This window comes from Streptococcus parasanguinis (assembly GCF_001073155.1).
Lineage (GTDB): Bacteria > Bacillota > Bacilli > Lactobacillales > Streptococcaceae > Streptococcus > Streptococcus parasanguinis_D.
On record NZ_JVEE01000031.1, the window covers coordinates 25,256 to 51,550 of the forward strand.

Genomic DNA, 26,295 nt, shown 5'->3' on the forward strand with positions numbered 1-26,295 from the left:
GTAAATGGAATATGGTATAATAATAAAATATTTATAAATATGGAGGTGGTTTGGTATGGCAAGAATTCTTGCTATAGATGATGAATTAGATATGCTTACTCTAATCAAGAATATTTTAATAAAAGGAGATCATATTGTTGATATTTACCAAACCACGGTAGATATTGATGAAAATAGTTTGGGGAAATATGACTTAATATTACTTGATGTAATGATGCCAGAGGTTGATGGAATCAGCTATTGTAAAAATATACGTAGCAAAGTGGATTGTCCGATTATCTTTTTAACTGCAAAAGCAATGGAAACGGATATAGTAGATGGCTTATTAAGTGGAGGAGATGACTATATTACCAAACCATTTGGTGTTGGTGAATTGTTAGCAAGGGTAGAAGCTCATCTGAGAAGAGAACAAAGAGAAAAACATTCGAGTTTAAACCTAGGGAATATAAGATTTGATTTATCCTCCAATCAAGTATTTGTGAAGGAGGAAGAAATTCATCTGACAAAGTCTGAATATCAAATTTCGAAGCTTTTAGCAAAGAGAAAGGGACAAGTTTTTTCAAGAGAACAAATATATGAAATGATTTTTGGATTTGATGGGATTGGTGATTCTGCTGCCATATCAGAACATGTAAAAAATATTAGAGCAAAGTTCTTAAAATTTGGTGAAAATCCAATTTCTACAGTTTGGGGGATTGGTTATAAATGGAATTAATTAGAAAAGGACAGTCACTCAAAATAGTATTTCTTAAATACTTAATGACTGTTGGAGTTGGTTTAGGATGTGCCATCGTACTAGCTTTATTAACTTTTACAGCGTTTTATAGTGTTGGTTTGATTATTCCGGCTAACCATACAGAAAATTTATTACAAGAAAATAAATATAAAATTTTAAATAAAATAGACTTTGATGAAGCATTGATACCTAAAGGAGCTAGCTATATGTTTTTATCGCCAGATGGTGAAGTGATAAAAACTAATATGGATGAAGCTATTCAACTGAAAGCTAAGAATTTTCACAATCATGAGGGATTTTCAACTCCATCTTCTTCATTTATAGAATTTAAAAGGAATGATGGATATGTATTAATCCATTATTCACTAGAGCCACACTACAATAATGATTGGATGGAAAAATATTTCCCTAGTGTAGATTTACTATTAATATTTTTATTAATCATTTTCTTTTTAATGAGTGCATTTGTGGCTACTCTAATCTGGGCAAAACGAATAACAAGGCAATTATCGCCAATGCTAGAGGCATCAGATAAAATCGCCAACCAAGAATTAGACTTTGAAATAGGAAGTTCAAATATCAAAGAATTTAATGATGTCTTAAATAGCCTTGATATAATGAAAAAAGCCTTAAGTGATTCATTAAGAGAAAATTGGATTAAAGAAGAGAATAAGAGAAGTCAGATATCGGCATTGATGCATGACTTAAAAACTCCGGTTTCTATTGTCCAAGGTAATGCTGAATTGTTAAAGGTAACTGATCTAACTGATGAACAAAAAGATTATGTAGAGTACATTATAAAAAATTCAACACGTATATCAGATTATACAAAAGCTCTGATGGAGATGAATCAGTCAATTAAATTAAACTCGTTGAATTTAAAAAAAGTAAAGGTGTCAGAAATAATCGAAAGAGTTAGTGAAATAGCGAGAGAGATTACACTAATACATGACCGTACTATATCTAAATCTATTAATTGTGAAGATTCAGATGTAATGATAGATGTACAATTATTTGAAAGAGTCATTCAAAATATATTTAGTAATGCTATTCAATATTCACCAGACAAATCCAACATTGAATTACTAATAATGACTACAGATAAGATACTTTCAATATCTGTGATAGACGAAGGCCCAGGATTTTCTAATGAGGATTTAAAACGAGGAACGGAGCAATTTTACCGTGGAGATAAGAGTAGACATTCAGCTACAAACTATGGTTTAGGTTTATATAATTCTTGGAAAATAATGATATTACATAATGGACGCATCATATTAGAAAACAACACGGATAAACATGGTGCAAGTGTAAAGTTAGAATTACCATTACTATAATAGAACAGGAATTGTTTTCAAATGGAATTTATTAAAAATATATCCTTTTTGCTTTTGGTGTAGAATAGAAAATTTACTCCGCTATCAAGCAAGAATCGTACATAGTAGAAAGCTAAATGAACTTTGATAACTGAACAAATTCTAAAAGTTAACTTATAAATTTCTAGAAGGAACGGAAGAAAATCTGTGTTTAACTGCAACTAGTAAGTTGCAGTTTTTTATTTTGAATAATGATATAATAGGATAAGAAAAAAATGAAAACGCTATATATTTGAAAGTTGATTAGGAAACCAGGAAGTATGGAAACAATCGATATGATTATTAAATCATCAACTGAATTTTATAACGATTTAGTTTATCAGCTTTCAGATACGGTGAGACACATTTTAATTTTATTATTAGGGAAAGCAACTAGATAGCGCATTATTAAGATATTTTTACATATAGGAAACTAAAGTGTAGACGAACTGGATGGGTTACTAGTGAAAACTGCAAGAAGTGTTGGAAGGTGAATCGGAGAGTGCTTGATGAATTTTATTAGTAAGATAGCCATAAATAAAGGCTGGTCAGATGATAAAAAATATTGTGTGACAGATCAAAATCAGCAAAAATATTTCTTGCGTGTTTCTGATAAGGATAAGTTAGATTCTAAAAAATTTGAATTTGATATGATGGATAAGGTGGCTTCTCTTGGAGTTCCGATGTGTAAACCAATTAGCATAGAACTCTGTGATGACGAAGTGCATTCTTTACACGAATGGATAGACGGGAAAGATGCAAGAGAAATCATTTTAACTGTTTCAAAAGAACAACAATACTTTTACGGAGTAGAAGCAGGAAGAATCCTTCAAAAAATTCATTCACTCCCTATTACAGAAGTTCGTGAAGATTGGGAGGTCTTTTATAATCGAAAAATTGATGACAAAATCTCCAAATACAAAGAATGTCCCGTTCAATATGAAAATGGTCAGACCTTTATTGAGTTTTTAAATGCAAATCGAGAATTGTTAAAAGATAGACCTCAGGTTTTCCAACATGGAGATTATCATATCGGGAATTTCATGATTGGTGAAGATCGTAAAATCTATGTCATTGACTTTGATCGATTTGATCTTGGAGATCCTTGGGAGGAATTCAATCGTATTGTATGGTCTGCTCAAGTCTCTCCCTCTTTTGCGTCTGGTATGATAGATGGATATTTTGATCATAAGGTTCCGGATTTATTTTGGAAGCTTCTCGCTATCTATATTCTAAGTAACTTAGTGGGAGCACTTCCCTGGGCTGTACCTTACGGAGTTGAAGAAATAGCAGTAATGCAAAATCAAGCTAAGGAAATTTTAGAATGGTATGATGATATGAAGCAAATCATTCCTAGTTGGTATTTGATTGAGAAAAAGGCTTAATAATAAAAGAGTTTAAATATCAATTTGAAAAAATGTCAAGATTATTTGCTCATATTATAACGAATTCAATTCTTTATTAATACCTATCGAGAATTATCTTGAAACTTGGAATGTTGTTTTGGGGTCAAGTTACATGAAAGAATATATTTTAAATTTAGAAAAAGAATTCTCTTTAATAGAAAATGGATTTAAAGAAGAAGAGAAAAGAGCTCTTGCTGATTATCTATCAAACGATAATGTGTATACCAAAGAATTAGCATTTTTAGCTTTTAAATCCAATGTATATCAAGTTAGAATGTACAGTGTATTTCTCTTTGGCCATTTGTCATCGTATGAAGAAATTTTGATCTTTATGAGGGATGAGGTTTCAAAGGATGACAATTGGAGAGTTCAAGAAGTATTAGCAAAAGCATTTGATGAATTTTGTAAGCAAACAGGTTATGAAAAATCTCTTCCGGTTATTGACGACTGGCTACAAAATAATAATCCAAATGTCAGAAGAGCTGTTACAGAAGGTTTGAGAATATGGACGAGTAGACCATATTTCAAGGATAATCCAGATGAAGCTATTAAACGAATCGCAACATTAAAAGAAGATTCTAGTGAATATGTTAGAAAATCAGTTGGTAATGCTTTGAGGGATATTGGCAAAAAATTTCCAGAGTTGATCAAAGAAGAACTTGATAGTTGGGATGTTAAGAGTAAAGAGATTCAAAAAGTTTACAAGTTAGCAAGTAAATTTATTAAGTGACAATTATCAGCTATAAAGCTTGAAAAATGCTAACTATAAAATAGTTTCATTCTAAAGTTTAATTTTAAACAACAACTTAGTCATTTTCGTTCTATAATATAGAAGTTTACTAGCACCATACGTAGAGTGTGTGAGTTTGTTAGTGAAACGTAGCTAATCCTCAAAAGGTTCACTGAACCTTTTGAGTCCGCACATGCGAGAAGGTGCCCTGGGGTATAGCTGTCGTAGAGTAAGGAGTGTACGACGAAACGGTAGGTAAAAGCGTAAAAACCTTGTAATGAAAGGGATTGTAAAAAGCCTTGAGGTCAAGGCTTTTTTCGTGTACATAGGAAATATTAGAGAAAGAGTATAAGTTTAGTATCTTGGTTTGATAGATGGAATTGTTAGGATTCAATTTCCATTTACCCTTTTATTTTTCTATGTTATAATATTTTAGAGTAGACATAATCAGCTTTTAACTCTTCTCTTAGAGTGATAAATTCGCTCAATAGTATAATAACAAAGCCAGACTAGTCACTTTTATTCTACAATAAAGATGCTTTCCAGCACCACGTTGCATCTGTAGTTCTTCTGGTAGTAGCTTAGAAATATTTGAATGAAATATTTTTAAAGTGTTTGTATCCCAGCAAAGAGTTAAAGAGCGACTATCTAAGTTGGTAAATAACTTTAGGAGGTTTATACGTTATGCTTAGATCTTATGTAACCAAGAAGCACCTATTCTTCTATTTTATAGCGATTATGATTACTTGGCTGGAGGCTATCATTACACCAGCTTTGATTCAGTATATTGTCTCTAGTTTTACCAATCACCAGTTGCATTTGCTATGGCAGGTCTTGTTTTGGGGGATTGTTGGAAATCTGATTCTCTTGCTGGGTTTGGCGGGGAAACGTTATTACTACGCACGAGTGCTGACAGACTTCAAGTCGGGTATTAAGAAGGGGATCTTTCAGACTTTCTTATATAGCCGTCGGATAGCGGATCAAGAAGTTTTGTCAGACTTGGAAAATGATGTAAAACAGCTAGAAGATAATTATATTGAGCCGACTGTTATTATCATTTCTTCTTTGGGATTTACAACCGTCTCTATCTGTTATGCTCTTTGGACTAATTTTTATCTTGGCTTGCTCTTTATCATTTTTTATTCGATACCTGTTCTTTGTAGTGGAATTGGCTCTAAACGTTTGGATGAAATTACGAAGGAGAAGTCCTTGGCTAATCAAGCCTATGTCTCTCAAGCAACCAATATGATCGCAGGTGCTCGTTCCATACGGTATTATAGGGGACAAAGCTTGTTTTACAAACTGTTCTCTAAAGATTTGCACAAGGCTCTTAAGGAAGAAATCGCCTATGAAAAGCAGCGGACTATAAATAGTCTCTTTATCAATGGAATTGATGCTTTTTGCTCTGTTGCGCCTATTGTCATTGGTGGTTTCATGACCTATTATAACTACCTATCTGCAGCCAGCTTTGTAGGGATTTACCTCGTATCGTATAATATTGGCTATCAATTTCAGGAGTTATCTTACTTTATCAATACTAGAAAATCAGCCAAGTCTCTCTGTGATAAATATCAAAAATTGTTGGGAGTAGACTTGGATATGCCTTCTGTTCTCGAAGGTTCCGTCTTTCCTATTCAGTTAGAGAAAGTCAGTGTAGAGCGTGATGGTCAAGAAATCCTAGCTCCTTGTGACCTTACTATTGAGGAAGGTGAAAAGATTGCCATTATCGGAGAAAGTGGGGCTGGAAAAACAACCTTACTGAACCTAATCTATGGTGAAATCGAGCCTAGTCATGGTCGGATTCGCTACCATGGGCAAGAGCTAACCTCGGATGAACTCTATCAGGCAGGAGCCTATATTCTCCAGTCTAGTCATATCTTTGATGGTTTGAGCCTAGAGGAAAATATTGCTTTGGGACAAGAACTTGATATTGTAAGGATGGACGAAATCCTGCAACAAACTGGTTTGAAAGCTCTTCAAAACAAAAATCTTAGCAACCAGACTCTGTCAGGCGGTGAGAAGCAGCGCTTGGAAATTGCCCGTGCTCTCTATCACAATCGCCAATTTATCCTAGCTGATGAAGTCAAAGCCAATCTGGACTTTAAAAATCAAGAGAAAATCAGTCAACTTCTCTTCTCGCTCCCTCAAGCACTCGTAGAAGTGATTCATCACTATAGTGAAGAGGACTTGAAGCGCTATGATAAAGTAATAAAATTGGAGAAATAGGTGGAGATATAGATTTCAGTAAGGAGTTTAAACATGAAATTCCATGAATTTGGTGATAAGAATTTGCCTCCTATCTTACTAATACATGGCGGTGGCAGTTCTTGGTGGAATTATCTTCGTCAAGCACGGATCTTATCAAAAGAATACCGTGTTATTCTACCCACGCTTAATGGCCATGGCGAAGAATATCCACTCGTTTATGTTTCTACGGAAGATTCTGCTTTGGAGATCCTAGACTATGTCAAAGCAAACTGTGGTGGGAAGTTGTTTGCGATCGGTGGCGTTTCACTTGGTGGTCAAATTGCCATGGAGCTTTTGTCATTAGACAGCGAGATAGCTGAGAAGGCCATCATAGATGGAAGCCTCTGTATTCCTCAACCAAGGTTAGCTAAAATCAGCATCTTTCTAGTAGCTCTATTTGGTAAACTGATGTTCAGTAAATTCTCTTGCAAACTTCAATTAAGCATGATGGACAAACTCTATCCTAAACTCGCATATCCAGAGGAGATAAAAGCATATTATTTGGAGGATTTGCCAAGGACGCCTACCAAAACATTGGTGACCATTTACAAAACTTATATGGGGCGTTACAAGTTGAAGGACACGATTTCTGCTAGTAAGGCGCAGGTTCTGTATATCTATGGTGAAAAAGAATTAAACTGTGTGAAAGCATCAGCGAAATTATTTCAGCAGCTACATCCCAACACGATCCTGTATGAAGCAAAGGGGTATAACCATGGCTATTTATCAGCTTACCTGCCTCAAGAGTGGATTGATTTGGTGGTACCATTTTTAAAGAGCGACCCATTGGAAATCTAATATGCTGTAAGGAGGAATCTTATGCTAGGAGCAATAGTAGGAGACATTGTAGGTTCTGTTTACGAATGGGGCAATATTAAAACGAAAGACTTTCCATTATTTCGTGAGGATTGTTTTTTCACGGACGATACGGTTATGACCTGTGCTGTTGCTGAAGCCATCATGAACGGTGGTCAGAAGGATGACTTTATTGATGCCATGAAGAAATATGGCAGGATGTATCCCGATGCTGGGTACGGGCCTAGGTTTAATACATGGATTCAAAGCAATGATTGCTCCCCTTATAATAGCTTTGGCAATGGCTCAGCCATGCGTGTTTCTCCTTGTGCTTGGGTCATGGATTGTAGTTTCTGTGCCAGAACAGGTACTTGGCCATCTAGTAGAAATCTTGCGAGAATTTCTGCAGAGGTGACTCATAACCATCCAGAGGGGGTCAAAGGAGCTATGGCGACGTCTGATGCTATCTTTATGTGTCGTTATTACTTTGGAGGTTACAGTGGCGACTATGGAAAACCGGTCAACGATCATCCTACAGAGTGTAAGAGACTCATCAAGGAACACATAGAACAAGAGTATGGATATAATCTTTCTCAAACACTAGATGACATTCGTCCTACTTATCGTTTTAATGAAACTTGCCAGAATACGGTACCTCAAGCTATCATTGCTTTTCTTGAAAGTACTGATTTTGAAGATGCTATTCGAAATGCCATATCTCTTGGTGGGGATAGTGATACTCTTGCTGCCATCACAGGAAGTATAGCAGAGGCCGCATATGGTATCCCTGATTGGATTAAGGATAAAGCCTATACCTATTTAGATGAGCCTTTAAAAGATGTGCTTAGCCGATGGGAGCAAGAAGTTTCAATAACATAACAGAGATTAGATAAAGACAATCAAAAACACTAAAGCGACGGGATTAGTAACAATCTCGTCGCTTTTGCTTAAAAGTTAATGTTGCTATGGATTTATTCAGGCACCTAGTTAGATTTTTGCTGATTCAAGAGGAGGATACAAGTCATTACTGAGATACAGGATACAAGAATCAAATACCATAGATTTTCAAGTCGAAGCCCTTTATCTAACATCAAACGGTATCCCCAAGAAGCGGGGAAAAGACGCCCGATTACTTGAAGAAAATCAGGTAGCAAACTAATTGGAAACATAATCCCCGAAAGCATAATTGAAGGCAAAAATACAAGTTGCCCTATCATGGTCAGCTTTGCTTGATTATTAACAGTAAGGCCCAGTATACTTCCGATACTCAACGATACAAAAATGTAGATGGCAAGCGCGAGAAAGAATAAGGGAAATTGACTTGGTAGATTTGCTTTAAATAAAATTGGAGCAAGTAGTAGGATCACCATGCAGGTAATCATCAAATGAAGAAAGGCAGAGAGAACCATGGTCACCAGTCCTAAGTGAATAGGCACACCATTTGCTTTATAAATCTTTTTTATGTCGCTTCCGTATGTTTCAATCAAGGAAGGCGGTAAGCCGAGAAAGGCCCCCATAGAAACACTCAGGACAATCATTGACTGTATGAGTGTACTACCCATATCAGGTATAACGGAAGTAAAAATACCACCCATGAGAAGAAAGAAAATAAGCGGTACAATATAGTAAGTAACCAAGAGAGACTTACTTCGTATGTCCAATTTCCACTGTAATGCTAGGCTATATAAAAAACCATTCATTCCGATCCCCTCCTTGCCATTTCTATGAAATGCTGCTCCATTGTGCCACGATCAACCTTAATATCCAGTATCTGGATATTATTCTGTTTGCATTCTTCCAATAATGAAATCAAAGTGTCCTCGATCGTATCTGTTTCAAAAGATTCCTCTCCGTCCCGGGTCTTTAAATGGATGAAATATTTTCTTCCAAGTTTTTCTGTCAGTTCTGAAGGAGTACCACAAAAGACAATCTTTCCACTATTCAAAATAGCAATGCGGTCACATAAGGTTTCAACTTCGGCCATATCGTGGCTTGCTAAGACGATTGTCTTTTCCTGTGATTTGAGCTTTCGGATTTGTTCATGGAGAGATAGTCGTCCTTCAACATCAAGTCCCGCTGTCGGTTCATCGAGAAATAGAATATCTGGATTACTGATAAGTGCAAGAGCAAGATGTAATCTTCTTTTTTGCCCAGTGGATAATTCTATGTATTGCGACTCTTCAATTTCTTTTATGCCAAGGGCCTTTAGCATAACATCATCAATGTGTGTATGATTCCATTTTGCAAAGAGTTTTATGGCTTCCATCGGTTTGATGTGAGCGGGTAGAGAGGAGGACTGTAGTTGAATTCCGGTTTTCCCGTTTACAACTATCTTGCCTTCATCATATTTTCTCAGACCTTCGATACATTCAAGCGTTGTTGTTTTACCAGCTCCGTTTACTCCGAGCAGAGCAAATATTTCTCCTTGTTTGATTTGAAAATCGAGGCCCCCAAGAACCAATTTGCTACCATAACTTTTCTTTAATCCAGAAATCTTTATCGCGTCTTTCATGGTTCCACCTCCTCAAAGGGATTTGTTCCAAGCCTTGAAAAATAGACTTGTAGGGCGGGTCCTATATAGTCATTGACGATTTTTTGCTTTTCTTCCCAAGCGTTTGAGGCGGTATCAATATTCCCAACCTCCATCAACTTCGGAAGCATGCTCATATCACCATTTGTAAACTCCATAATCAAGCTCCAGTATTCTTGCACAACCTGTTGGCATTGTTCGCTTTCAGCTGGTACGTTTTCTTTCTGAAGCTCCACGATTTGATCACTTAGGCGGTTCAACCTGTCCATAAAGTCTTGTCCGCTTTTCTTGTCAAATCGACTGCGAATCTGGTCGAGCGTATCATCATCAAAGCGCTTAATGAGAGAGTAGGAGTCATTCTTCATCTGTAGATTGACAATAATGTCTGCATATTTCTTAAAATTGACCGTTTGTATTTGTAAAACTTCTACCTTTAACTGCTCTATTGCGATCAAAGAATCCTTAAGTTGCTCTATATTTTTACGAAGAACATCTGCCTGCTCAGTAAGAGCTTTAGCAACATCATCAGGTGTTTTTAAAGAGATCAAACGGCTCTTTATATCCTTGAGAGAAAATCCCAGTGATTTTAAAGATAGAATCTGATGGAGTAGCACTATATCTTTATCGGTATAAAGCCTGCGACCTCCCTCACTTTCTGCCGATGGGGAAAGCAGCCCCTCTTTATCGTAATATTGTAGAGTACGGATGGTAACGCCCATTTTCTTAGCAAGTTCCCCAACTGTCATAAATCCTTCCGGAATTGCTCTATATTTAGCCATCATTACTCCCCTCCTCATACCTATTATACATCGTTACGTAACGTCATGAACAAGATTATTTTAAAAAAATTTGATTGAAAAAGACCTTTTCATATTCGAGAAAAGAAAGAGAGGTCATAGATAAAATGAAGCATGTGACAAAATATTGACATGATTCCTACCCTTTAGAATATTATTGATGAGTATGTGTCATGATTTAGAAAAGCAAAGCACAATTACAAGATGATCAATAGCAAACACAAGGTGATAGACAGAACAATCTATCACCTTTTTCTGTCAAAACTATTTATCACCAGTTATGAACTCAGCTTTCACTTGAATACTTTCTCTTTCGTATGGTAGAATGTATATACAAATTGTATGTACAAAGGAGAGGTAGAAATGGCAAACACGAAAGCAGTGAATTTTCGCGCAGATGCGATGTTTTACCAGAAAACAAAAGAGGTGCTTGCAGATGAAAAAATTTCTGTATCAGATGTCCTGAATGCAGCACTTCGAAAAATTGCCAACGGGACTGTGGATCCAAGAGAATTTGTTTCAAGTGATTTGCAGAACACGCAGTATCAAGTGGCCTTTGAGGATTTGAAGAAGGAGATTTTAGTGGGGCACCAGGAAATCGCTCAAGGGAAAGTCACTTCTGTAGCCGATGTGAGAAAGGAATTTGGTCTTGACTAAGTTGAAACGCTATCAGGTCTTTCTTGCAGATCGAGCTAAGCAGGACTTGCGTGATATTCACGACTATATTCTTGTGAATTTTTATAGCCAGCAAGCTGCAGATGGTAAAGTCGATTTGCTTTTAAGTGCTCTTGAGACCCTAGAACTTTTTCCAGAAGCGTGTCCTCTGGTATCAAGCCGAGGGTATGGTGAGATGACGAATGATGGAAAACCCTATCGTTATATGCCAATAGAGAACTATCTCGCATTTTATTATATGGAGAAGCATACAGTGTATGTTGCTCGTATCCTAAGTGCAAAGCAGGATTGGGTCAAGATTTTTTATAAGTAGGATGAGGAACTTTGTGTTGCACTTCATTTTACAACGTGGCTCTTATAAAAAAATAAGACTGAAACCAAGGTAAAAACTATATGGTTCAGTCTTTTATCCTATTTATGTAGTATAATGAAGGGAGTAGAGGTTCTACTTTTTAATAGATTTTTTCCAAGCTGATATTAGTCATTCTATTGAGTTAAAATCCAGATTAGAGATAAGAAAGTTGAGTGAATTCGAGAGATTATTTCTTATTTTATTTTAGAGAATTATCTTATCAGGGAACCATTTCCCTACACTTGGATGACAGGGCTTTTTTAGGTGTGGGATCTCTCTATCTGTCCATGCTTTGGGTGATCCTTTATTTTAGTGCTTTTGTCATCGAATAGGCCCAAAGGAATATCTGGCTATGGATTGTCATCGGTATAGTTGTTATGGCATCTATAGTAGCAACTCCAATAAGGAGATACTACTTTGATTTATAAGTCATTTTTAATTTTAAGTTAGTTTCTGATGGCAATTATGTAGAAAGAGGAAAAGCATGAAGCAATCACTTGAATTTTTAAAAGATAGAATCACTGATAAGATGCCTTTAGAGGATATGGTAGAAATCTTTGAAGATTTGTGTAGTGTTCCTATTGAGGATGAGATGATTTTATTTGAGACAGGGACATATTCAGCTGTATCTAATAAACCCTTGTTTCAACTATCGTTAGTAAGGCAAGCTCCAAATGAAGATGAAGAGTTTTATCAAGTTCACCTTGATATTTTCTATGAAGCTAGTCAAGATAATCAAATCTTCAGTGAAGCCACCTGGGACGAAGATATCGAGGAAAATATTTTTGATTATATTAGAGCCTCAGATGTATTTGCTTATGCTAAAAAGCAAGAATACCTAGCAGTCAATATTTATCTGGATGAAACTTAAGAAGAGTAGTAAAGGAAGGAAATCTGGTGGAAAAAAATGAACATTCTTGATCTTAATTCTAATCAGAAGGAGACGATATTATTAATCCATCCAATGTTATCTTCTGCACAAGGGATGAAATCGCTGATTGCAGATCAGATGGGACAAGAGTTTAGATATATCATTCCGGATTTATCTGCACATGGGCAATTAACTTCGACCATTTACGAATCGGCTCTTAAGGAAAGCCAAATGATTTATGAATATTTAAAGGATCATCATATTAAAGACTTGCGTTTAGCGTTCGGTGCTTCCTTGGGTGGAGTCGTTTTACTAAAATTATTGAAATATAAGGATATCGGGTTTGGTAAGGTTGTTTTTGAGGGGGTAAGTTTATGGACAAAATCAGCTTTGCTTGATGTATTTACTAGGTACCTATTGCTAAAAAAACATAGAAAAGCTATACGCAACAGAGATTTAGCTGTTCGAAAGATGGTTTCACTTTATGGAGAAAAAGGAGTGATGATGGCAGATTCTTTCATTGCTATGGATGAAGAAAGCATCAAACATATTTCCCATGATTGTGCATTTGTGGATTTGCCCAACCTTACGCCAGAGGAACAAAAAAGTTGTGTATTCTTTTATGGTTCAAAAGAATTCGACTTGATAGCTGCTAAAAAAGTTCTCCCCCAAAAGTATCCTCAAGCCAAATTTCATATTTGGCAAGGATATGGTCACTGTCGCAAGATCACTGAAAATCCTAGAGCCTACTCTAAGATTCTGCGAAATGAAATATTAAGTTCGAACTGTTGATTGGGTAAGCTTGTTACTGAAACAGTAATAGAGTGAAATAGCGATAGATTAAATAATGACTAAACTAAGGAATTTGCAAGTGATTTCATTTTAAAAGTTAATTGTTGGACTTTTTCTCAGAATAGGTTCAAAATTTTGTACGGTTAATGGTGGATTTTTCCCATGATAATCTCTCCACAGTTTTATTACGTATATGAATTGCAATCGGAGTGATAAGTAGGTATAGCAAGGTCAAAATGATAAAAAATCCGATATCAGCATCCAAAAATACATATACAATATTAAAGCCAAAATGCATGAAAATAGAATAAATCAGGTTATTATATTTTTCCAAAATAATATTCATACAAATAGTAATAGATGTAATCACAACTATATTAGCAATAATATAAGGAACGGCCCGCCAGTCCGTAAATTTTGAATCTACTACCCACAGAAGTGTATGCCAGAAACACCAGACTAGGCCTTGGTAAATAGAGGATTTTAAAAAATGATATTTTTTATTAAATTCTTCTCTCATATAACCACGCCACCCTAATTCTTCACCAGTCGGACCTGATGTAAATGATAAGAAAATACTTAGTGGCAATGATACGGTTCCTAGATTGATGTAGGAGAGCATTGTTTTTTGGGTCATAAGTGAGTAGAGGAAGAGTGATAAAATACTGAGCCCAAATGTAAGACCAAATGAAGATAGAAGTGGGAGTAACGACACTTTAGCAGAGAAACACCGCTTAAGGAAAGTTGTTCTTTTCTCATCAGTCCTGAAATACTTCCATCCAAATAAAAGAAGGTATGATGGAGACCATGCGATGATATTTCGTACAATCCACATGATAACAGGTGGAATCTTAAATACTAAACTTGCAGGAGCTGCTACAAAAATAATGAGTGCCCAAACAAGTACATAAGAACTGATGATGTATCTTTTTAAATAATTTACATTCATTTAGTTACCCTCTTTCTTCAGCTGTATAGATAACTAGTTCACTCTTAATACCATTCAATTCAATTATATTATCTGCATCGGGTGAATCGAAAGGTTCAGTTTTTTGCCCATTTTTTTCATAATAAATATTTGTTCCAATCCCTTTGGTAACAGCAGTAAATAGGCTGTTTTCAGGAATACGAATTCTGGATGTTGCTGAAATCTGGTTAATGTCAACTTCACCGTTTAATGAATGACATAATACTTCCATATCAAGATTACAGTTTATTTTTACTTTACCTGAAATATCTTCTAGGGTAATACGAGATGTTTTAAGGTCAAGTTCGATATTGTCACATTCTAGGGAGTGAATTTCTACAGACTCTGCACGAACCGCGCATTCAATGTGACTAATATAGCGAGTTGGGATTTGCACAAAGATACTGACCGTTTCTTTAGCCGTTGCCTCTGTTACACCATTGTAACGTTTTACATCTAGGTCAATTCTTTTTCTACTATCATCAATTTTTACTTTAAAATCATTTTGAAGTGTAGAAAGAAGATTGGATACCAGACGAACTCGAATCTTTTCTCCCTTGTATCCGGACAATACAAACTTTTCTGCGCCTCCAAATTTCATATCATAGCTCTTGATCTTATCGATATCATACTCTGTGATACTCTCAAAAAGATATTCGCTTGTCTTAAGACTAGTTCTTTCATTACAGATTAGCTCATCGATAGAGATGTTAAATAGGTTTGAAATGGATATCATATTTTCGATATCTGGAATTCCAGCACCAGTTTCCCACTTTGTTACAGCCTGTCTTGATACACCGATTTTTTCAGCTAAAAGTTCTTGTGACATCCCTACTTGTTTACGTATGGATTTTAATTTTTCAGCAAATGTCATGTTGTATGACCTCCTCTATATTCTATGATGTAATTTGTCATAAAGTAGCAATATGACTGATTTTAGTATAGAATAAACGATGATTACAGCACAAGCAAGTAGAGGTTGCATTCTCATTATTTTTGCTACTTTGCGTGGCATTTATCGTTTTAACGTTGATTTTTAGCATTATTTTAGTTATTTTACCATACATTCAAATAATAGAATTAAAAATAATATTTTGAAATCTGAACTGCACCCCAAAAGTTAGACAGAAAAAAATCTAACTTTTGGGGTGCAGTTCAATTTTTTTTTAAAAAATTGAGAAAATATTTTTAGAAAACGATGTCAAATATAGTTGACATTAAACAACTAATATTGTAAAATAAATGTATCAAATATATTTGACACATTTGTGATTAGGAGGTGCCAAGTGAACCGGGTGAAAGAATACAGAGTCAATCTTGGTCTTTCTCAATTGGCTTTGGCAAAAAGTATTGGAGTTTCCAGGCAAACGATTAATATGATTGAGAATGGGAAGTATAACCCTTCCTTAGATCTCTGTATCAATCTGGCAAAAGAGCTTGGGACGGATTTGAATTCTTTATTTTGGAGGATCGATGATGATGAATAAAAACTGGCAATTGAAATGTGTTAAAGCCTTCTACGATATTACAGGTGAGCTTGACGAATACAAGGAAAAAGAATTGAGTACCTTTGGGAACAACATGTACATGCTCTTTATGTCGGGGATTATCCTTGGATTCCTGCTCAGTTTCATGTTCACTACAGATTGTGTCGGTGTGATCACGTTTTTAGTATTTTGCTACTCTCTGTACCAACAAGAGCAGGTGATTCATCGTTTGGAACTCGATATCTATGAGGTTTCAGAAGGTGAAGTAGGAGAGGCGAAGAAAAAAATGCTAAAAAGAACTTTCCTTCAAACCTTGATTGTGATGGGACTGGCTATTTTTGTTGCTATCGGTCTTTGGAGAACAGGATTGCTACAAGAAAATAAGATAAGCTTTGAAATGTATTTCACTTTTATTTTCCCTCTTGTCATTGGGCTGATTACCATTATCAGTTTCTTGAGTAGTTTCATTGCAAATAGAAGAAAAATCAAGGTGATTCGGGAGTAGATCCATCAGAGATAAGACTGGATATTTTTATTAAGATTAAGCTAAAAGTAAATGGAACCCATTATGATGAAAGAAATGAGTAAGTATGAATAGAATAGTAGACGATCAGATAGTGCTTATTCCCTATTATAGGAATGATGAGATCTCCCTTTTTTGGTATCAAGATAGCGAGGTTTGCAAACAAGTGGATAATACTGATCAGATTTACGATGTAACAAAACTTCATAAAATGTATGATTACCTATCTTCACATGGTTCTTGCTATTATATCCAATATGAGGGAGTGTTAGTTGGAGATGTGACACTTCAAGATAATTCAGAGCTTTCTATAGTGATCAGCAAAGAGTATCAGAATTTACATATCGGAAGACGATGTGTTTCTGAAATGATACAGTTGGCCAAAGAGAAAGAAATGGTTAAGGTAACTGCTCAAATTTATCCTTTTAATACTCAAAGTCAAAGAATGTTTTTGGCTTTGGGATTTCAGAAAGTAGATGAAGAGTGGTATGAATATAAGTTGATTTAGAATAGTTGTGTATCATTTTATGTATTAAAATAATAGTCAATATTTTATACACTAAAGAATATTAAAGTAAAAATAAACTTATTAAAAAATCTAATTGACATAGGAGAAGAAATTGCCTATCTTCTATGTTTGTAACCGCTTTTTTCTGCTATAATATCACTAGATAGAAATGTGGGAGTTTCAATCATGGTTACAAAACGATTTTTGAAAAATGTTATTGTTGCGATGGTCTCGGTTTTTATGTCCTTGGCCATTGTTCAAGGGGCTCAAGCTCAGCAAACGGGCCTCGATTACCAGAGACTTCATCTACTGCCTTTTAATGGCAGTAAGCAGCTTGTACTGGGGGATTTTGATCATTTAGGTCGTGCGACCTCAGCCCATATTCAGCTGCAGGACAAGGATGAGCCAAAGAAAAAAAGAGAACCACGTCTCAACTATAATCCGGTTGGCTGGCACAATTATAAGATTGCTTATGGAAACAAAGGAAAGAAGGCCTGGCTGTTCCATAGAGGGCATCTGATTGGCTATCAATTTAGTGGACTGACCAATGAAGGGAAAAATCTGGTTGCTCTAACTGCCTGGACCAATACGGGAAATTATAAAGGGACAGCAGATAGTAATGTGGAAGGTATGCTCTACTACGAGAAACGACTCGATAGCTGGTTGGCCACCCATCCCAATTATTGGCTGGATTATAAGGTGACGCCTGTCTATACTGGGGATGAAGTGATTCCTCGGCAGGTGACCTTGCAATATGTAGGAATTGATCGAGATGGCAACCTCCTACCAATCAATTTAAGTAGCCCCAAAGAGTCAGTAGATGCTTATGGGATCACCACCGTTACCTTGGATAATTATTCCAAGAATGCGACCATTGACTATCTGAAGGGGACCGCTAAGCCATCTTTAGTGCCGACGGAACCAAGTAGTCAACCACAACCAGCCAGTCCTTCTGTAGAGACGAAACCAAGTCAAGCCCCTCAACCGAGTCAGTCAGCAGGACCTGCACAGCCAGTTCAACCTGTAGAGCCTACAGAGCCAACTCGTCAACTAGCTCCAGTTGTTTATGTGGCCAGAAATGGAAGTGCTGAGGTTTATTGGTACTCTAAGGATAGCATGCCACGAAATACTAACTTTGCCAAAGTAGTTGAAATGTCAGAAGAGCAAGCGCTCAGTCTTGGAAAGCGGCATACAAGTAAGGAATAAGTATCAGTCATTTAGATGATGAGAAAGCCCAATTGCTGGGCTTTTTGTGTAGGGTAAGTTCTAAATAGGAGAACTAAAATGATTGAAAATATGCTATAATAATAGGACGGAGGTAGAATATGACCTTAGATGTAGATAAAGAAAAAATGATGATTATGGGTGTGATTTTTGACAACAAAAAGGTTTTTAAGAGCGTCTGGTTTGCTCTTAGCACCAATATGATTGAAGGATGGCATCCCACGGTAGAAGACGTGGAGCGACTGAGAGAAGTGGCCATTCTGGAAAGTGCAAACTAGAATGATCTGTTTTTGAACTATACTTGTAGGTTTAATTTTCTGTTTGTATGAATAATTGTGTAAGTAAATTTTAAAAAATACGAATAACACTTGAATTATCTAGTAAAAACTGTATAATGTAGTTAATAGGACCGCCCACCTCTCTTTGATGTGACAAGGCGGACATTTTTTTATCTGGAAGTTTTTATGGATGTTAAAGAATTTAAGACTTGGAAAGAGCAAGTAGCTAAACTAATTGAGCACGGTTGTATAGATATCAAATCGGATGAGTTTGCGATTGATATTTTGAAGAAGGTTAATTATTATAGGCTAACTGCTTATTTTTTACCTTTTCGTGATAAGGAAACGCAGAAATATGATTCTAATAAGGTTTCTTTAGAAAAGATCTATGAAATTTACTGTTTTGATGCAGAGTTACGCTTGCTCATTTTTAAGTACATTGAAGATATTGAATTATACTTTAGAACCCAAGTTGCCTACTATCATGGGAAACTATACGGAGCTTTAGCTTATAAAGATAAAACTTCTTTTAATAAATTTCATAAACATGATGAATTTTTGGAAGGTATTGACAAAGAATTAGGACATAGGAAGAAAAGTCCTATTTATAAACATCATCAGATAAAATATGATGGAGTGTTCCCTATTTGGGTTTTAGTAGAGTTTTTCACCTTTGGTATGACATCAAAATTTTTTGCCGATTCTCCTACAGATGTTCAACAGTCTATTGCTAACAATGTTGGTCTAAAATCTTCTCAAATCAGAACCTATCTAGAAGTTTCTGTAGTCTTAAGAAATTACTGTGCTCATTATAATCGACTATACTATACAAGCTTTACAAAAATCCCTGGTCAACTTCCTTCTTTTATGCATGAAAATAGCAAGTTAAAAAATAGATTAATGGCCCAACTTTATGCTATTAAATGCCTTTATCCTGATAAGAAAAAATGGAATGATGGATTTTTACGTGAATTATCAGAACTTATTCAACGCTATCGAGAAGCGATTCATCTCCATCATATTGGCTTTATTGATAATTGGAAAGAAGTACTAAAGAAATAAAAATATTGAAATAACTATTTAAGAATAATTCCACAAAGATCTTTAAGCCCAATTGCTGGGCTTTTTGTGTTGCACTAGAATCTTAACAAGTTAGTAGTCTAAAATTATCTCACAAGCTCTTGCAAACCTTTTTCTAAAGTTGTATACTAGAGTGAGTTTTGTGTAATCGTTTGCATTAAACGGTAAATGATGAAAAGAGAGTATAGTAGGAGACGAGACAGATGGAATTAACAGCGATTTATCATCGGCCTGAATCGGAGTATGCCTATCTTTATAAGGACGGGCAGCTTCATATTCGCATCCGGACCAAGAAAGAAGATATCAAACGGATTGTCTTGCACTATGGGGATCCCTTTATTTTTATAGAGGATCTTTATGAGGCAACTAAGGAAATGGACAAGGTGACGACAGACGACCTCTTTGATTATTGGCAAGTGTCGGTATCTGTCCGCCATGCCCGGATCCAGTACCTCTTTGAATTAGAGTCCACGGCGGGAGAGAAGACCTTGTACGGAGATCGAGGTGTAGCAGCCTACACCAAGGAGAACCTGGACTTCGTCATGAACGGCTTTAAGCTTCCTTTTATCCATGAGATTGATGGGTGTGCTGTTCCAGATTGGGTGGCGCAGACGGTTTGGTACCAAATCTTTCCTGAGCGCTTTGCCAATGGGAATCCAGCCATTTCACCAGAAGGCGTCCGCCCTTGGGATGCCTCTATTGCTCCTCAAGTATTGGATTTCTTTGGTGGAGATTTACAAGGGATCATCGATCACTTGGACTACTTGCAGGAGTTAGGGATTACAGGGCTCTACCTTTGCCCGATTTTTGAATCTCCAAGCAACCACAAATACGATACCATTGATTATTTTGAAATTGATCGACATTTTGGTGATAAGGACACCTTCCGCCAGCTAGTGAAAGAGGCTCATGCGCGTGGAATGAAGATTATGCTGGATGCCGTCTTCAACCATATTGGTTATGATTCACCCCAATGGCAGGATGTGGTCAAACACGGGGAGGATTCGATTTACAAGGACTGGTTCCATATCAAAGAGTTCCCTGTCTCCTCAGAAAATCTGTGGAATAGTCGCGACTTGTCTTACCATGCTTTTGCCTTTGCGGGCTATATGCCTAAGCTCAATACGGCTAATCCAGAGGTGAAGGCCTATCTCTTGAAGGTTGCGACTTACTGGATTGAAGAGTTTGATATTGATGCTTGGCGATTGGACGTGGCCAATGAAATCGACCATCAATTCTGGCGGGATTTCCGTAAGGCGGTCTTGGCTAAGAAGTCAGACCTCTATATCCTCGGGGAAATCTGGCATTCGTCTCAACCTTGGCTCAATGGTGATGAGTTCCATGCAGTGATGAACTATCCGCTCTCTGAGAGTATCAAGGATTATTTCCTGCGTAGGCATAAGGAGACGCAACGCTTCATTTGGGAGATCAATAGCCAGTCTATGTACTACAGGCAACAGATCTCTGAGGTGATGTTCAACCTCTTAGACTCCCATGATACAGAGCGTATCTTGACGACGGCTAAAGGCGATCTTCATTCTGTCAAGTCTGCCCTCGCCTTCCTATATCTGCAACGGGGAACGCCGTGTATCTATTATGGAACGGAGCTAGCCCTCATCGGTGGCCCAGACCCAGATTGCCGCCGTGTCATGCCTTGGGAGCGCGTGTCAGCGGACAATGACATGCTGAACTTTATGAAGGAATTGATCCAGCTACGAAAAGAAGTGGCGGGCATGATTCAACATGGTAAAGTGAGCTTAGAAGAAGTAGAGCCAGATATAGTAGCAGTAGAATGGCAGCATGAAGGACAGTTTCTTAAAGCCTACTTTAACCACTCTAAGAAAGAATTTGTATTAGAAAGAAGACAAGCAGATCTGATCAGCCATGGGACCATTTCCGATGATCGATTGATCATTCAACCGAATGGATTTGTTATTTATAGAGAAAATTAGGAATGAAGTAGACTGGAATCGAAAGATTGCAGTCTTTCTTTTTTATTAATAGTTTCTTTATTCGTGCCCTTATATTATAATAGGAGATGAGAAAGGGGGAGACAGTGATGAAGATATTAGCAATCAATCCTATTTCATTTAAAAAAAGAATGACAGAATTTCTGTTTGATTATCTTTTCATTCTAGCTTATTTAGTACTTCTGTTTTTAGGTTCGATGCTTATTTACATCATCTTTTTTAATGGCGTCCCAGAGTTTACAGAAATTCAGTCACAGTGGCTTGTATTTTTCACCTCTGTTTTGCCAATCACGCTCCTGTTCACATTCTTGGATTATAAAAATGATGGCAGTTTTGGGAAGGTAAAAGCGGGACTGGAACTGGTCTACCTGAAAAAAACAGTGCAGGCTAGCTTGATTAGAAACGTCATCAAATTTTTACCTTGGCAACTCGGTCATATGGGCACGATTCATGGCTTCTATAGTGATTTTGATGTGTTATCTATTATCCTTTCTATTTCAGCAACTCTACTCGCAGTTTTGCTACTAGCAATGACGATATTTAGGAAAGATAAGAGGCATCTTGGAGACCTGCTAGCCCATACGCAAGTTCAGCAAAAAGGTGACTAGGATACAGATTGTCTATTCTGTCCTCAATGAAAAAATACACATAGTTAGGAAGTATCTATATGAATGAAAACGTCGAGTTTACGAATCTTTGTATGGTAAGAGATGGCGATAGAGTTCTTGTTATGGATCGTAAAAAAGAGGACTGGCCAGGCCTTACATTTCCTGGAGGTCATGTCGAAGTGGGAGAGTCATTTACGGAAGCAGTGATCCGTGAAGTGAAGGAAGAAACTGGCTTAAGGATAGCTTCTCCCCAGATTTGTGGAATGAAAGATTGGGTAGAAGACGGCATTCGTTATGTAGTTCTCTTTTATAAGACAGAAAAGTTTGACGGAGAATTAATATCCTCTGAAGAGGGGAAAGTCTGGTGGGAGGACCTGAAAGAATTGCCAAAACTAGACCTCTCCTTAGATATGGAGGATATGCTTCGTATTTTCCTTGAAGAAGACCTGTCTGAATTTTTCTACTACCAAGATGGAGAAGACTGGAAGTACGATTTAAAATGAAATTGAACGCTGATTCTTCTAATAATTAACTTGATAACTTTTTTTAGCAGTTAACCCAATGGTTGGCTGTTTTTCTTTTTTTATGACAGATATATTCGTGGAACCTTGTTATAATAAGAAATAAAAGAGATTAGAAAAATGATTGTCTTCTGTTTATAAGGTAAAGGTTGACATGTCCCTTGGGGACAGGAGTATCATATAGTTAAGGGGGTGCAAGATTATGTTAAGAAATGATATTCAAAGAATAACAGGTTTAACTCGAAAAGCACTAGAATACTATGAAGAAAAAGGTTTTATTCATCCTCGAAGACTAGAAAATGGGTATAGGGAATATTCGGAAAAGGATGTGGAGATTCTGAATAAGATTGCCTTGTTTAAAAAATTAGGGCTAAGCATAACAGAAATAAAGGACTGTCTGAAGTCAGATGGGGCTACTGCATCTAGTATTCTCAGAAGAAAAGAGCAAGAACTAGAAAGTGATGAGAAACGGAAAGTAGTGTTTGATCTCTATATAAAAGGTGCAGACACGGATCTGATCAATGAAAAACTTGCGGTCATCGAAGCTGAGGACTCCATTTATAAGAGACTCGAAAGAGCATTTCCAGGATACTTGGGGCAATGCTTATTTGCTGCCTATCAACCTTTTTTACAGGAGCCCTTGTCAAAAGATGGAGAAGAAGCATTTAAGAAGTATATTCAATATTTAGATAGCCTTCCAACCTTTGAGTTAAGCAGAGAAGAACAGGATTATGTTGATGAACTGAGTTCTAGTTTTAATATGAAGACCTTAAAAGAGGTTAATGAAGCTAAGATAGCTGCGGTAGAAAGTTATGAAAAGTGGAATAATGAAAATAAGGACACAATTTCTATTTATGATCGCTATTTGAACAGTGATGATTACAAAACAAGTCCAATGAAACACATTCAAGATCAACTGAAAACATTTTTGATTAACCATCACTACTATGAAGTAGCTATTCCTCTGATTAGACAATTTAGTAAGAGTTACGATCATTATTATAAAAAACTAACGGAGGCAAGTGACTATTATTTAAAGCAAAAGGGAGATGCTCCACAGTAAATCGGAAATCAATATACTTCATAAGATTTAACGATTAAGAGATAGAGTCAGGAATGGCTTACCCTTGTTCTATTTTTCAGTTTCTTTAATTGTACTTTCCCCTACATAGGTGTATAATATGTCCTTAGATAAACAAATGAGGAATTTACTATGGAATTAAAAGATTTTACAGAAAAAGAACAAGAACAAATCAAGCAAGGATTGAGTACAGCTGAGATTTCTGATAAAGAAGCAGCGAAGAAGTTGCTCGCTTTAGTCTCGCAAGAATGGATCAAGCGTATTCCTTTCTTTGTCAGAGGGCATGCGACGACCAAGACAGTTGAGCGTGTAGCTAAGCAATACCCTGAACTTTATGCCGTGGCGAAACGTCAAGGAGACCTTCCTGAAAAAGAAGGAGAAGAGCTCCGCATGATTATGACAGCCATCTTTGAAGAAAAGATGAACAAACATAAGATTAAATAATCTAATATAATACTTTGTTATTTTTTTATCACACAATTGAATGAGTGATTGCAGTTGAAATGCAGTCACTTTTTTATTTACTAGCCATAGAGACTTTTACACTAGTAAATAAAAATGAACAATATTTCATGATATAATACTAATGAAAGCAGTTCCAGAGGGATGAAAATTTCATTGGAGAAAAACAAGTAAAGGTAGTCATGATGAAAAAGTTTTTGATATTTATTTTTACAATGTTTGGATTGATGTTAGGAATGTTAGCTATGATGTATAATGAATATATTCGAGCTTATGAAGCGGCTCATCATAGATCAAGCTTTCCAGAACCGAAAGAAAATTTACTAGTACCAGTAAGTACAAGGGCATATGCAAAAGCTAAATCTTGGTCAGAGAAATCTCCTTTATCGAAGCAACAAATTAAAATTTATCTTACTAAGTATGGCATGTATTCAGAGTATATTTCCCAGTCCGCTGTCAATAAGCTTAATATAGACTGGAAAGAGCAGGCTGTTTTAAGAGCAAAATCATATCAAAAGTTTCATTATTCAAAAGAAAAGTTAGTTGGGCAACTTGTAAATGTTGATCTATTTACTCCAGAAGAGGCTGATTATGCTATAGAAAAAGTTCATTTCGATTGGAAAGAGGAAGCTGTGAAAGAAGCGGAATCTTCTGCAAACGGTGGCAAGATTTCGAAAGAACGGTTATTAGAAATACTTGTTGAAAATAGAAAATTTACTCAAGAAGAAGCTGAGTACGCAATAGAACATGCCAAAATAGATTGGTCGAATTAAACAATAGTTTTAATTTTGATTTTTGTAATATATTGAAGAGCTGGACAGTTGCCAGCTCTTTTTTGCTACTTATAAACTTTTCTCATTTCGTAAAAAATAGTTGGAGCAAAGCCAGTTTTAAACTATAATAGAGGAAAAGGATTATCGATATGAAAAATTTATAGAACAAACATTTTAATCAATAGAGAAGGAACCAGTTTATGAAACCATCTAAAAAAATCATGCTCCTTACAAGCTGCGCCTTGGCGATCTTTGCTTTAGCGGCTTGTGGTAGCAACCAAAAGCAATCCAAGGAAAAGCAGGAAAGTTCCACTGTGCAGAAATCTAGTTCAGATAAGGAGCGCTACAAGGGAAGCTACAGCAACCTCAACAGCAAGGCGAGTGTCGATGAAGTGCGGACTCTTTTATCTACTTATTTGGATCAGGACAGTGTAGATAAATTTCTGGGTCTAGTAACGGACTACGATAGCATTGTCGGCTCTGTTGGCTTGACGGGTGACTTCAGTAAGTTCAAGAAAACAGACTACAATGTTGAGAAGATCAGTGACTTGTGGACCAAGAAAAAGGGCGATTTCGTCGGGACCAACTGCCGGATCAATAGCTATACTCTTCTGAAGAATCGCATCGAGATTCCTAAGATGAAAGCGGATAGTGAACTTTTATTCGTGGATAATGATGCCATTGACAAAGGGAAGATCTTCGATGAGGCAGACAAGGAAGCTTTTAACATTCTGTATTCACGGGTTCCGACAGAGGCGACAACAGATGTCAAGGTCCATGCCAAGAAGATGGAAGAATACTTTGCTCATTTCAAGTTCAATGAAAATGCGCGCATGCTTTCTGTCATCGTTCATGATAACCTTGACGGTAATACCCTTTTTGTTGGTCACGTGGGCGTTTTGGTACCTGCCAAGGACAGCTATCTCTTTGTCGAAAAGCTAACCTTCGAAGAGCCCTATCAAGCCATCAAGTTTGCGACCAAGGAAGATGTCTACAAATACTTGGAGACCAAATACCAAGACTACACAGGCGAAGGTCTGGCTAAGCCCTTTATCATGGACAATGAAAAATGGGTTGAGATGAAGTAGAGGATGAAAGACAGCGTGTTAGAATTTAGAAAGATAATGGAGTATGCTCCGATTCTATATGTGTTAGTTTTCTTGCTCTTTTCCACTGTTCTTCTTTACCTGAGAAGAAGGGCAATCGCGAGGGGTAGTAGTGGTCCCTTCTTTGCTCCTTTCCATATTAGCTATGGAATCTTCTATATCCATGTCGCACTGTGTTTCAGTCGGCGAATGATCCCACTGAAAGAGATCAAGCAAATCACCTATGCAATTTTTCGTGGACGATCTGGTGGTGGGGCTCGCTATGCTTTTTATATCGAGCTCAGAAATGGAAAGACTATTCCCTTCTTTTTTGGAAAAAGTAAGCGGAATGAAGAGCTAGTGGAGAAGCTCAAACGAAATGCTGGCAGGTATGGGTTTAAGGTAGATAGCACTGGAAATTAATTGAAAGAAAAAGGAATCA

General features: G+C 36.6%; 30 protein-coding genes. 25 read left to right on the top strand and 5 right to left on the bottom strand.

Annotated features, from left to right (window positions below; translation table 11 throughout):
• Positions 1-55 precede the first annotated feature (55 nt).
• The 7 genes from ADH92_RS04860 to ADH92_RS04890 all read left to right on the top strand — a co-directional run bounded on the left by ADH92_RS04860 (position 56) and on the right by ADH92_RS04890 (position 8,148).
• Positions 56-715 (top strand): response regulator transcription factor, encoded by a 660-nt coding sequence (locus tag ADH92_RS04860; protein WP_049497527.1) that lies wholly within the window; start codon positions 56-58, stop codon positions 713-715.
• A complete protein-coding gene (locus ADH92_RS04865) occupies positions 706-2,073 on the top strand; it encodes a sensor histidine kinase (protein WP_049497530.1) in 1,368 nt (455 codons plus the stop codon). Before ADH92_RS04860 ends, ADH92_RS04865 begins: the two co-directional genes overlap by 10 nt.
• A 527-nt stretch (positions 2,074-2,600) precedes the next feature.
• Entirely contained in the window at positions 2,601-3,476 is an 876-nt protein-coding gene (locus tag ADH92_RS04870) for an aminoglycoside phosphotransferase family protein (RefSeq protein ID WP_049497534.1), read from the top strand.
• A gap of 133 nt (positions 3,477-3,609) precedes the next feature.
• Positions 3,610-4,227 (top strand): DNA alkylation repair protein, encoded by a 618-nt coding sequence (locus ADH92_RS04875; RefSeq protein WP_013903434.1) that lies wholly within the window; start codon positions 3,610-3,612, stop codon positions 4,225-4,227.
• A 684-nt stretch (positions 4,228-4,911) separates the two neighbouring features.
• Positions 4,912-6,453 (top strand): streptosactin export ABC transporter GggC, encoded by a 1,542-nt coding sequence (gene gggC, locus ADH92_RS04880; RefSeq protein ID WP_049497537.1) that lies wholly within the window; start codon positions 4,912-4,914, stop codon positions 6,451-6,453.
• Between the two features lie 33 nt (positions 6,454-6,486).
• Entirely contained in the window at positions 6,487-7,272 is a 786-nt protein-coding gene (locus ADH92_RS04885; RefSeq protein WP_049497539.1) for an alpha/beta fold hydrolase, read from the top strand.
• A 21-nt stretch (positions 7,273-7,293) separates the two neighbouring features.
• Positions 7,294-8,148, top strand: coding sequence for an ADP-ribosylglycohydrolase family protein (locus tag ADH92_RS04890; RefSeq protein WP_049497540.1), 855 nt, complete (start codon positions 7,294-7,296; stop codon positions 8,146-8,148).
• A gap of 104 nt (positions 8,149-8,252) precedes the next feature.
• Here the strand turns inward: ADH92_RS04890 and ADH92_RS04895 are convergent, their stop codons facing one another.
• From ADH92_RS04895 to ADH92_RS04905, 3 genes are read right to left on the bottom strand one after another with little or no spacing between them, the layout of a single operon-like run.
• Positions 8,253-8,969, bottom strand: coding sequence for an ABC transporter permease (locus tag ADH92_RS04895; RefSeq protein ID WP_049497542.1), 717 nt, complete (start codon positions 8,967-8,969; stop codon positions 8,253-8,255).
• Positions 8,966-9,781: an ABC transporter ATP-binding protein gene (locus ADH92_RS04900; RefSeq protein WP_049497544.1), complete on the bottom strand. Its 816-nt coding sequence runs from the start codon at positions 9,779-9,781 to the stop codon at positions 8,966-8,968. The genes ADH92_RS04895 and ADH92_RS04900 overlap by 4 nt, the downstream gene beginning before the upstream one ends.
• Entirely contained in the window at positions 9,778-10,581 is an 804-nt protein-coding gene (locus ADH92_RS04905; RefSeq protein ID WP_173018722.1) for a MerR family transcriptional regulator, read from the bottom strand. Before ADH92_RS04905 ends, ADH92_RS04900 begins: the two co-directional genes overlap by 4 nt.
• Positions 10,582-10,959: 378 nt before the next feature.
• Between ADH92_RS04905 and relB the strand changes: the two genes are divergently transcribed.
• The 4 genes from relB (at position 10,960) to ADH92_RS04925 (ending at position 13,286) form a co-directional block, all read left to right on the top strand.
• Entirely contained in the window at positions 10,960-11,253 is a 294-nt protein-coding gene (relB, locus tag ADH92_RS04910; protein ID WP_049497549.1) for a type II toxin-antitoxin system RelB/ParD family antitoxin, read from the top strand.
• The gene (locus tag ADH92_RS04915) at positions 11,246-11,584 is read left to right on the top strand and encodes a type II toxin-antitoxin system RelE/ParE family toxin (protein ID WP_049497551.1); all 339 of its coding nucleotides are present in this window, start codon (positions 11,246-11,248) and stop codon (positions 11,582-11,584) included. The genes relB and ADH92_RS04915 overlap by 8 nt, the downstream gene beginning before the upstream one ends.
• 523 nt (positions 11,585-12,107) lie before the next feature.
• A complete protein-coding gene (locus tag ADH92_RS04920) occupies positions 12,108-12,494 on the top strand; it encodes a hypothetical protein (protein ID WP_049497555.1) in 387 nt (128 codons plus the stop codon).
• 36 nt (positions 12,495-12,530) lie between these two features.
• Positions 12,531-13,286, top strand: a complete 756-nt coding sequence (locus tag ADH92_RS04925) for an alpha/beta hydrolase (protein WP_049497558.1) — start codon at positions 12,531-12,533, stop codon at positions 13,284-13,286.
• A 127-nt stretch (positions 13,287-13,413) separates the two neighbouring features.
• On the opposite strand, the gene ADH92_RS04930 is transcribed toward ADH92_RS04925, so the two are convergent.
• Together ADH92_RS04930 and ADH92_RS04935 are read right to left on the bottom strand one after the other, a co-directional pair.
• Positions 13,414-14,235: a CPBP family intramembrane glutamic endopeptidase gene (locus tag ADH92_RS04930; protein ID WP_049497561.1), complete on the bottom strand. Its 822-nt coding sequence runs from the start codon at positions 14,233-14,235 to the stop codon at positions 13,414-13,416.
• Between the two features lie 4 nt (positions 14,236-14,239).
• Positions 14,240-15,127 carry a helix-turn-helix domain-containing protein gene (locus ADH92_RS04935; RefSeq protein ID WP_049497562.1) on the bottom strand — a complete coding sequence of 296 codons (888 nt, stop codon included), beginning with the start codon at positions 15,125-15,127 and terminating at the stop codon, positions 14,240-14,242.
• A gap of 412 nt (positions 15,128-15,539) precedes the next feature.
• Here ADH92_RS04935 and ADH92_RS04940 point away from each other — a divergent pair, with 412 nt between their 5' ends.
• The 14 genes from ADH92_RS04940 to ADH92_RS05000 all read left to right on the top strand — a co-directional run bounded on the left by ADH92_RS04940 (position 15,540) and on the right by ADH92_RS05000 (position 26,276).
• On the top strand, positions 15,540-15,740 hold the full coding sequence (locus tag ADH92_RS04940) for a helix-turn-helix transcriptional regulator (protein WP_003003382.1): 201 nt from the start codon (positions 15,540-15,542) through the stop codon (positions 15,738-15,740).
• On the top strand, positions 15,727-16,245 hold the full coding sequence (locus tag ADH92_RS04945) for a DUF3278 domain-containing protein (protein ID WP_049497565.1): 519 nt from the start codon (positions 15,727-15,729) through the stop codon (positions 16,243-16,245). The genes ADH92_RS04940 and ADH92_RS04945 overlap by 14 nt, the downstream gene beginning before the upstream one ends.
• Before the next feature lie 85 nt (positions 16,246-16,330).
• Positions 16,331-16,771 (top strand): GNAT family N-acetyltransferase, encoded by a 441-nt coding sequence (locus ADH92_RS04950; protein ID WP_049497568.1) that lies wholly within the window; start codon positions 16,331-16,333, stop codon positions 16,769-16,771.
• A 186-nt stretch (positions 16,772-16,957) separates the two neighbouring features.
• Positions 16,958-17,977: a DNA/RNA non-specific endonuclease gene (locus tag ADH92_RS04955; protein WP_049497570.1), complete on the top strand. Its 1,020-nt coding sequence runs from the start codon at positions 16,958-16,960 to the stop codon at positions 17,975-17,977.
• A gap of 119 nt (positions 17,978-18,096) precedes the next feature.
• Entirely contained in the window at positions 18,097-18,273 is a 177-nt protein-coding gene (locus tag ADH92_RS11285) for a hypothetical protein (RefSeq protein ID WP_173018723.1), read from the top strand.
• 186 nt (positions 18,274-18,459) lie between these two features.
• Complete coding sequence (locus ADH92_RS04960) at positions 18,460-19,335, top strand: Abi family protein (protein ID WP_049497573.1); 876 nt, start codon at positions 18,460-18,462, stop codon at positions 19,333-19,335.
• A gap of 221 nt (positions 19,336-19,556) precedes the next feature.
• Positions 19,557-21,305: a glycoside hydrolase family 13 protein gene (locus tag ADH92_RS04965; protein WP_049497575.1), complete on the top strand. Its 1,749-nt coding sequence runs from the start codon at positions 19,557-19,559 to the stop codon at positions 21,303-21,305.
• An 86-nt stretch (positions 21,306-21,391) separates the two neighbouring features.
• Positions 21,392-21,931: an RDD family protein gene (locus ADH92_RS04970; RefSeq protein ID WP_049490761.1), complete on the top strand. Its 540-nt coding sequence runs from the start codon at positions 21,392-21,394 to the stop codon at positions 21,929-21,931.
• Positions 21,932-21,990: 59 nt separating this feature from the next.
• Positions 21,991-22,434 (top strand): 8-oxo-dGTP diphosphatase, encoded by a 444-nt coding sequence (locus tag ADH92_RS04975; protein WP_049490763.1) that lies wholly within the window; start codon positions 21,991-21,993, stop codon positions 22,432-22,434.
• A gap of 220 nt (positions 22,435-22,654) precedes the next feature.
• Positions 22,655-23,515 carry a MerR family transcriptional regulator gene (locus ADH92_RS04980; protein WP_049490765.1) on the top strand — a complete coding sequence of 287 codons (861 nt, stop codon included), beginning with the start codon at positions 22,655-22,657 and terminating at the stop codon, positions 23,513-23,515.
• A 150-nt stretch (positions 23,516-23,665) separates the two neighbouring features.
• A complete protein-coding gene (locus tag ADH92_RS04985; protein ID WP_049490766.1) occupies positions 23,666-23,977 on the top strand; it encodes a hypothetical protein in 312 nt (103 codons plus the stop codon).
• Positions 23,978-24,180: 203 nt separating this feature from the next.
• Positions 24,181-24,768, top strand: a complete 588-nt coding sequence (locus ADH92_RS04990; protein ID WP_049497578.1) for an Ltp family lipoprotein — start codon at positions 24,181-24,183, stop codon at positions 24,766-24,768.
• Positions 24,769-24,968: 200 nt separating this feature from the next.
• Positions 24,969-25,856: a DUF4300 family protein gene (locus tag ADH92_RS04995; RefSeq protein ID WP_049490769.1), complete on the top strand. Its 888-nt coding sequence runs from the start codon at positions 24,969-24,971 to the stop codon at positions 25,854-25,856.
• Positions 25,857-25,859: 3 nt separating this feature from the next.
• Positions 25,860-26,276, top strand: coding sequence for a hypothetical protein (locus tag ADH92_RS05000; protein WP_049497580.1), 417 nt, complete (start codon positions 25,860-25,862; stop codon positions 26,274-26,276).
• Positions 26,277-26,295: the final 19 nt, after the last annotated feature.